10 protein-coding genes are annotated in these 8,389 nt (G+C 45.3%); 3 read left to right on the forward strand and 7 right to left on the reverse strand.

Translation table 11 applies throughout. The annotated features are described in order from the left end of the window. On the reverse strand, positions 1-227 hold a 227-nt coding region (locus tag K8R76_04330), incomplete at its 3' end, for a hypothetical protein (GenBank protein MCD4847399.1). A 240-nt stretch (positions 228-467) separates the two neighbouring features. On the opposite strand from K8R76_04330, the gene K8R76_04335 reads away from it, so the two are divergent. Further along, positions 468-644 (forward strand): STAS-like domain-containing protein, encoded by a 177-nt coding sequence (locus K8R76_04335; protein MCD4847400.1) that lies wholly within the window; start codon positions 468-470, stop codon positions 642-644. Further along, the gene (locus K8R76_04340; GenBank protein ID MCD4847401.1) at positions 644-1,054 is read left to right on the forward strand and encodes a hypothetical protein; all 411 of its coding nucleotides are present in this window, start codon (positions 644-646) and stop codon (positions 1,052-1,054) included. Before K8R76_04335 ends, K8R76_04340 begins: the two co-directional genes overlap by 1 nt. Positions 1,055-1,221: 167 nt before the next feature. On the opposite strand, the gene K8R76_04345 is transcribed toward K8R76_04340, so the two are convergent. The 3 genes from K8R76_04345 to K8R76_04355 form a co-directional block, all read right to left on the reverse strand. After that, the gene (locus K8R76_04345; GenBank protein ID MCD4847402.1) at positions 1,222-1,791 is read right to left on the reverse strand and encodes a chalcone isomerase family protein; all 570 of its coding nucleotides are present in this window, start codon (positions 1,789-1,791) and stop codon (positions 1,222-1,224) included. A 199-nt stretch (positions 1,792-1,990) separates the two neighbouring features. Next, positions 1,991-4,099 carry a PAS domain S-box protein gene (locus K8R76_04350; GenBank protein ID MCD4847403.1) on the reverse strand — a complete coding sequence of 703 codons (2,109 nt, stop codon included), beginning with the start codon at positions 4,097-4,099 and terminating at the stop codon, positions 1,991-1,993. Between the two features lie 182 nt (positions 4,100-4,281). Further along, positions 4,282-5,370 carry a class I SAM-dependent RNA methyltransferase gene (locus tag K8R76_04355; protein MCD4847404.1) on the reverse strand — a complete coding sequence of 363 codons (1,089 nt, stop codon included), beginning with the start codon at positions 5,368-5,370 and terminating at the stop codon, positions 4,282-4,284. Positions 5,371-5,577: 207 nt separating this feature from the next. Between K8R76_04355 and K8R76_04360 the strand changes: the two genes are divergently transcribed. Continuing rightward, complete coding sequence (locus tag K8R76_04360; protein ID MCD4847405.1) at positions 5,578-6,039, forward strand: YbhB/YbcL family Raf kinase inhibitor-like protein; 462 nt, start codon at positions 5,578-5,580, stop codon at positions 6,037-6,039. A 10-nt stretch (positions 6,040-6,049) separates the two neighbouring features. Here K8R76_04360 and K8R76_04365 read toward each other — a convergent pair whose 3' ends face one another. The 3 genes from K8R76_04365 to K8R76_04375 form a co-directional block, all read right to left on the reverse strand. Beyond that, positions 6,050-6,508 carry an ATP-binding protein gene (locus tag K8R76_04365; GenBank protein MCD4847406.1) on the reverse strand — a complete coding sequence of 153 codons (459 nt, stop codon included), beginning with the start codon at positions 6,506-6,508 and terminating at the stop codon, positions 6,050-6,052. Positions 6,509-6,558: 50 nt separating this feature from the next. After that, the gene (locus K8R76_04370) at positions 6,559-6,861 is read right to left on the reverse strand and encodes a GYD domain-containing protein (protein ID MCD4847407.1); all 303 of its coding nucleotides are present in this window, start codon (positions 6,859-6,861) and stop codon (positions 6,559-6,561) included. Positions 6,862-6,926: 65 nt separating this feature from the next. After that, positions 6,927-8,228 (reverse strand): NCS2 family permease, encoded by a 1,302-nt coding sequence (locus K8R76_04375; protein ID MCD4847408.1) that lies wholly within the window; start codon positions 8,226-8,228, stop codon positions 6,927-6,929. Positions 8,229-8,389 lie beyond the last annotated feature (161 nt).

Here is an 8,389-nt window from a genome sequence, read left to right on the forward strand (position 1 = left end):
GTGTATGTACCGGGGAGGGTATCATATATGCAGTTACGAACAGTTACTTGTTCAGCCCTGCAGCCTGTCGGAAGGGCAATCTCCAGAGGAATGTACGGAAGATCCGGCTCACCTTCGGCACCCAGGAACGGATACCCCGGCAGGATGACCTGATCGAAAGAACCCTCGCGAATCAACTGTAGACCGTCGAGATCCGGTTGCACCATAAGCAGGATGCTGCCAGACATACCAACACCAATCAAAATGATCATCAAGAAAATAGAGAACCTCATGCTACAACCTCATCACTAATGGACGTTACCAGAGAAACCAGGTCAAGACAGATAGTTAACTGGATTTATTACCATCAAGAAGAGTACCTCAACTAAACCTTTATTCACTGTCTGAATCAAAAATATTCAGAATAGTCCTGCTCTGTCAAATACTTTTCTATCGATACTATTTAATTTATTGTAAAAGGTTCCAGTGTGCTTGACAATATGGATATTCATGGAGTCAGGAGTCTTGGGCAGGCATTCTCGGATGAAATCTTCAGAGTGTACGCAAATGCGCATCCGGAAATGAAGATATCTGTTAAGAACCTCACTGAAGAATTAAAACCTATAATTCAGCATGTCAGTCCGCAAGTGCTTTTTCAGGTGTAATGAGGTTATCCAATTCAGATTGTACCGTACTCCTGCGAGGCATAAAACTTTCATTCTTCAGAGCAAGTTCCCCCTTTATCTTCAAGGGAATCGAATACCGCAGCTTCAGTATTGCGGATATCCGTGAGATCGCATTGATGAAACTTATGACTATTTCAAATGGAGGGAGCCGCAAGGACTTCATCGATCTCTATATCATTCTTCGCGGAGAAACTACGCTGCGGGAATATTTCCGGCTTCTTCCGGATAGGTATGGTACATCAAGAATTAACACATACAATATTCTCAAGAGCCTGACGTACTTCAAAGATGCGGAAAAAGAGCCCATGCCGAAGATGCTTGTGCCATTCATCTGGGATGAATGCAAAGCGTATTTTGTCCGTTCAGCTCATTCAATTGTACTGCTCTGACATCTTCGCATTTCAACCATTTCCAGCAAGAGGATGTTTTCTTGAACACCCTGATTCAATAAATGAGAATAGAAAGTTTCATGTCCGCGCCTTCACTGGAGATATCAATTCACTACAGAGTACATCAGTTATACACCTGACAGGATGGTCTTGCTAAAAGGTCTTCCTCAGTCTCCCAGAAGTCCGTCCCGAAGACCTCCGTTCGGAGGATTGTCTCCAAGCCAGATGGAGAAGAAAACACCTGCAAAGTCAGCCCCCTCGATAACACCCTTGAAATCGCCTAACACAGATACTTCGAGTCCTGTGCCTGGAATGTATGTATAAACCATTCTCTCGCCATCATCTATGTCGCTCATCCATGAGTTCAGTGTTTCAATGCGATCCTGATATATCAACAGGTCATCCCCTGCGTTCTTCACAAAGCCTTCAGTCCAGGCACCTGTAATGTCGCTCTCTCCGACATCGCGAACGAAATGAAGAATAAGACGTTTGGTCTCTTCTGATTCACAGATGGCATACCCGTCACTGGAAAGATTCTCCAGATAGAGAGCCGCTACGTATACATTAACCTTGAATATGGTTGCTTCGCGGGTTCCCAGACCGTTCAGCACAAGATCAACTCCATCTACAGTAATCTGATCCGGATATTCGACCCCGTCTCGTTCCATAGCCAGTACGGCTGAAGCTGCAAATACCAGCACACTTATCGTAAGGACTGCTTTCATAGCACTCTTCATAACCCCCTCCGATCTTTCCTGAATACAGATATCCTTTCGCGAATTATTCTTCGCGGATGGAACTCCGCATTTCAGTTACTGTTTCAGAACGCTGAAACGTTTTCTGTATTATCACGCTGGATATATAAGAATATGCAGTATTGCAGTATGAAACCAGTCATCTCTTATGTGCAGAATGGAAATCCCGGAATTCGACTAACTACGTAGTATCGAAGCTGTACTTCTCTTCTCTGAATAGTTTCAGGCATGCATCAACAACAGCGGCATCGTAAAGCCTGCCTCTGTTTTGCTTTATCTCCTCAATCGCTTTTTCAATACCTCTGGAGCTTCTGTATGGTCGATGAGCACACATTGCCTCCACTACATCTACAACGCCCAGGATCCGCGCTTCTATACAGATTTCATCTCCCTTGAGATTATTAGGATAACCTGAGCCATCAATTCTCTCCTGGTGCTGCAAGACGATTTCTCCCACAGGCCAGGGAAAACTGATGGTTTTCAGGATCTCATGACCTGCCTGAGGATGGGTTTTGATCAGTTCGTATTCTATGTCTGTCAGAATCGTAGGTTTACTGAGAATCTCAGCCGGGATTTTGATTTTACCTATGTCATGAAGAAGGCTGGCGACGCGCAGACCCTCTATCAGATCTTCAGGAAGGCCCATTTCCTCCGCAACCGCGCAGGCAATTTTAGCCACTTCCCTCTGATGACCTGCAGTGTAGGGGTCTCTTGTTTCAACTGCGGAAGAAAGCGCGTCAACCGTTCCCTTAAGAGTTTTATTCAGTTCATTCAGATTACTCTGTATGCTGTCTTCAACCTGTTTCCTGCTGGTTATATCCCAGAAAACAACCTGTGATGCCGGTTTACCCTGGTACGTTATCGGTATTGCCGTTACTTCAACATCAACCGATTTGCCGTCGAGTCGAAGAAATTTCTCCTCGATAGGTTTTGCGAATTTTTCGTCCGTCTGACATTGTTTTACACGTTCAAGTACAATCTTCCTGTAGTCGGGATGAACAAACTCAAAAATTTGTTTCCCAAGTGCGTCTTCAGGAGAGGAGGCTGCAACGAGATCAAGACTGGCCTTATTGGCATAGACGATCTTACCATCTACATGAACAACAATAGCGGCAGGATTGTGGTCAAGAAGGCGGCGGTAGCGCTCCTCCGATTCCCGGAGAGCTTCCTGGATGGATTTGCGTTCAGTAATGTCTTCAAGGACTCCATCAATAAACCTGATTTGGTTATTTTCATCTTTTACTGCCTTGGCCGTGAGGGAACCCCAGAAATTTGAACCATCTCCCCGCTTGAGCTGAACTTCATGTCCGGAAACTGAACCGTCATGGCTGATGTTGTTTATGAATTTCTCCCGATCCTCATTATTCTGATAACAGTCAGATACCCTGGTCTTGATCATATTTTCAGGATCCGCATAGCCGAACATTCTTGCAAGCGCAGGATTTACAGAAAGAAACATCCCCCCTTCCGGTCCGATGGTTGATCGGAATACCCCAATAGGAACATTGTTCAGAAGGGTACGGTAACGTTTTTCAGACTCCTTTAACGCGCGATGGGCTTTTTTCTCTTCTGTGATATTCCTGCCGAAGCTGAGCGTTCCTGTAATCTCACCATCGGTATATACAGGAAGAGTCTGAACCACCAGTTCAGCTATATCCTCTGCAACCAGTATTCTGACTTCATATTCGTTGGCATTCCCGCTTAAAGTATCTACAAAGACATTTTTTACTTTTTCCAGGTCATCGGGATGAATTGCCGGTGAGAATTGCTTGCCTTTCCAATCATTACTTTTCATCGAAGATATTTTCTCCGCGAATTTGTTGAAAAATACAAAATTCCCTTCTCTGTCAAGCTGCCAGATCATTTCTGTTGCGTTCTCAACAACAGTTCTGTATTTCAACTCCGATTTCCTGATTTCATCTTCCGCCCTTTTTCTCTCTGTGATATCCTGAACAAGGGAAAAGAATTCTGATACTGATCCGTCCTGGTTTCTTGAGGATTTCGAAGAGATACTGACATGAATAGTGCTGCCGTCCTTGTGTATCAGGCGTTTTTCGAGTGTATAAGCATTAATACCGCCTGAGAGCACTCTTTTCTGGAATTTATCATTGAGTTCTTGATCCTCGGGATGGGTCAGATCCGACCATTTTTTCTTCAGCAGTTCTTTCTTTGAGTAGCCGAGCATTTTGCAGAGATAGTTATTGACTTCAATGAAGTCCTTTTCAGGTGAGGTAATCGCCATACCGATCAGTCCGAGTTCAAAGTAACTGTTGAAGATATCCTTATTCATCAGTTGCCCCCCTCAGCTCTGAAATTCCGCATGCCTTAAAAGCAAATTGTGATTTCAATCAATACAGTTAAACAGTATTAATACTCTTTCTGTAGGAATATCCTGTTGTTTCTGACGCATAAGAGTCAGAAGTTATTTATACGCTACTATATAGAGACGAGTACCGCAAGACCCCTGATAGACTAATAAAGGTCGTAGCGAACCAGACGCCCGTCAAGCCTGCCGTTTCTGAGAGGTTTTTTTGAGGCTGCTCTAAGACCGATCTTTTTGAGAAGATCACGTTTTCCAAAGTAAATGTAAACTATTGAACCCTTGCATTTCTGTTTTAGAAAGTCACCAAATTCCTTCATAAATATACCCATGTTCTCATGCTTCTGAAGGCGTAATCCATATGGAGGATTTGTAATTATGGTTGAGTCTGAAACATTACTCAGATCCTGGTATCGGGATGTTTTCAATTCAATCCTGTTTCCTGAAGGAAGTGTACAGCAGTTGCCTGAAGCTACTGTCACCGTTTCACGCGAGATGTCGCTGCCCATGATGAGCCCTTCCGGAAGTGTCCTGATCAGGGAGTTCGCATCCCGCCGGATAACCTTCCATTGCTCCTTATTGAATTCCGGCATACATTCGAACCCGAATCTGCTGCGCAGATAACCGGAGGGGATGCGGCAGTAATTCATCAAAGCCTCACATAGCAACGTTCCAGAACCGCACATCGGATCGATCAGCTTTGTGGATCCATCCCAACCGGAAAGATGTAAGATTGCAGCCGCAAGGGTTTCCTGCATGGGCGCTTCGACCGATTTCTTCCGGTATCCCCGTCGGTGAAGAGAACCGCCGGAAGTATCCAGCCGGATGGATGCCCTGTTGCGATGGATCCGGAGCCCCAGCCAGACGTCCGGAGTTTTTGTGTCAACGTCGGGACGGCGCCCCTCCTTTTCCATGAACCAGTCGGCAATTGCGTCTTTGAGCTTAAGCGCAGCATACTGCGAGTGTTTGATATTGGAGTTGGATACATTAGCGAATATTGCAAACGTTTTCTCCGGTGACAGAATTTGCGACCAGTCCATGGATGATGCTGTTTTATAGAGATATCTGTCACTGTGACAATCAAATGTGAGCAGGGGGGCAAGGATCCGCGTAAAGAATCTTGATTGGTAATTTATCCTGTAGAGTGTTTCCATATCTGCTCCGAAGAATATTCCGCGGTACGCCTGTTTAGGGTCGGTAGCCCCGAGAGAGATCAGTTCATCCCTGCCCAGTTCCTCCATACCGTCAGCGATGAGCCCGAAGAAACGTTCGGTTTTTTGATATTCGAACAGAATTCACCTCCCTGACAAAAGTGTAGCAATATCGGGATATATACCATAGTATGTAATATCAGTAAAATTCAATCCGATGAGGACTGCTCTTGACCGGAAGTTGATTAATTAATAATACTGGAGCTTGAACCGAATGTTTGGAGGTGCAGAATGATTATGATTGCGTTCTCTCTGTGGAGCGCTGCATTTGGAAACGGAGAACTCATCCCTGCTCTGTATACTGTTGACGGGGAAGATATTTCTCCTCCACTGGAGTGGATATTTGATTTCGAAGCTGAGACATTCGCTCTCATATGTGAGGATCCGGACGCACCGGCCGGCAACTGGATTCATTGGGTAGTTTACAATATACCGGGAGATATCAGAGAACTGGATGAAGGAATTCCTGTAGAACCGGAACTCGAGAATGGGACCATACAGGGAAGCAACAGCTGGGGAAGCATCGGGTACAGAGGACCCGCTCCTCCTTCAGGTAAGCACAGGTATTTCTTCACATTGTATGCTCTTGAAGGACATCTTCACCTGGCACCCGGAGCGACTGCGGAAGAACTGAGAGAAGCCATTGAGGGTAATGTTATACAGCAGGTCAGATTCATGGGAGAGTATTCTCGGCAATAATACTCTGAGACTACGGTTCAACAACCTCTACATTCCAGAATGAGGGAAGAGCTTCGCTGATAAGGCCTTCGTCCATTTTCTCGACCTTTTCCAGTGGAACTCCGTGAATGTTTCTGGAATAGGCCAGATCAGAATCGCATTTAATATGTACAACTCTTACATCGTGTCCGTATGCCTTTGCCAGGTTGTAATAGGGTGAAATTTCCCAGGCTCTGATCGCGGTGTTGTCAACAACAACAAAGAGGGATTCTTTTTGAACCTCATCTTCTTGAGATGTCAGAATTTCAACAAAGCGTTTCAGGCAGGATTCATGTGCTTCAGAAAGTAACAAGCTGTCAAATTTGTAAATTCCTTTTTCATCAAGAAAGTAGTTATCAGCTGAACATATGAAGGCATCCGGGAGATTGTTTCGAATCCATGTGGTCTTCCCCGCCCCGGGAAGCCCTCGCATTATGAATACTTTTGCCAATGCATGCTTCTTTCCAGAATTGATCTAACACCTTTAACGGATGGTTCCTGTCAGTCCTCTATTTCGTTCAGGATTTTGAGGAACTTATCGTAATGCAGAGCCTGCCAGCTTTCCGCTTCCAGCGCTCCTTCAGCTCTGGAAATCAGGGAAACCTTATGAGCAGTCTCCACGTCCGGAGCTTCGTAGATATCCATGAAGTCATAGGGTCCCAGTATGGCGTAGTGCGCAATCCACTTGATTCCCGGACAAACTTGCTTAACTTTATTCAACCAGGTCTTTCCCATTCTCTTTCTGTTTTCAGCATTGTGCAGACTGCTTGGATGATGTCGAGTCATCAATACGAAAGTAGGCATTTTTTCACCTCCATTTAACCTCTCTATTGATTGTGTTACAAAAAGGAGTCTATGGCAAGAGGCAGTTATGCTCCAAAAACGTAATACAACACTGAAAGTGCCGAAAGAACCCAAATACCTGACGGTATCTCGCGATATTTTCCCGTTACTGTCTTCATAAGGGGATATACTATAAATCCTGCCGTCATTCCGACTCCGAGATTATATGTAAAACTCATAAGGACAATCACCAGAAAAGCGGGGGCCAGTTCTGTCATGTCATCGAAGTTCAGTTCCAGAATCGGCTTGAGCATCAGCATCCCCACTACAATCAATACCGGACCGAACGCACATGCGGGAACTGAAGTAAGAATCGGCGTAAAAAACAGAGCCGCAAGAAACAGAAGCGATGTAACTACAGCAGTGAAGCCCGTTTTTCCTCCTTCTTCGATTCCGGCAGCTGACTCGATGTATGTACCTGCGGTGGTGGTTCCCAGAACAGCTCCTGCTACAGTTGCCAGCGCATCACACAGCATGGGCTTTTCTATTTCGGGAAGATTGCCGTTCTCGTCAAGAAGTTTTGCCCTGTAGGACAGCCCGATCAGTGTACCCATTGTGTCAACAAAATCCATCACGAAGACGGTCAGAAGAACCGATATGAAACCCCATGACAGAGCACCGCTCAGATCAAACTTCATGAAAATACCTGATATCGAAGGAGGCATGCTCACAATACTGTCAGGCAGAGACGCAACACCGGTGATGAAAGCTATTGCCGTTGCAGCGATAATGCCTAATAGAAGTGCTCCTTTTACTTTGAGAGCAAGCAGAACAATCATCAGAAGGAGTCCGCCAATGGATATCAGAACTGTCGTACTTCTGACATCTCCAAGAGCAACAGGCGCTCCAGGGGTTCCCAGTGAAACCAGTCCGGTGTCGTTAAGGCCAATGAAACAGATGAACAGACCTATACCTACAGCAAAGGCGATTTTCAAACATGTTGGAATGGCATTCGCGAGCCAGGCTCTGGCACCAATAAGAGTAAGGATGGTGAAAAGGACACCGCCTATGAAGATCGCGCCGAGTGCTGTCTGCCATGAATAGCCGAGCACACCAACAACTGTATATGCGATGAAGGCATTCTCTCCCATATAGGGAGCAATCGCGAATGGTCGCTTTGCATATAACCCCATAAGCAGTGTTCCTGTGAATGCGCTGAGAACGGTAACAACCATGGAAGGACCTTCAGGAATTCCTGCTGCCTTCAGTATTGCGGGGTTGACTACAATTATATAAGCCATTGTCAGAAAGGTAGTAATGCCTGCAAGAGTTTCGGTTTTCCATGTAGTACCCAGTTCATCAAAATTGAAATACTTCCGCAGTGTCATATTTTCTCCCCGCATATTTAAACAGGCAATTGTTCCTTACTTCATAGAAATATCAAATCCGCATATCTCACCAGAGTTACTACTTCAACGGCGCATAAGACACTCGCATACTGCGTTATGCTCAATCGACCTTCCTTGAAGTATATATAATACATCTGCGT

Origin of the sequence: Candidatus Aegiribacteria sp., from assembly GCA_021108435.1 — a bacterium.
Classification (GTDB): Bacteria; Fermentibacterota; Fermentibacteria; order Fermentibacterales; family JCC-6; genus Aegiribacteria.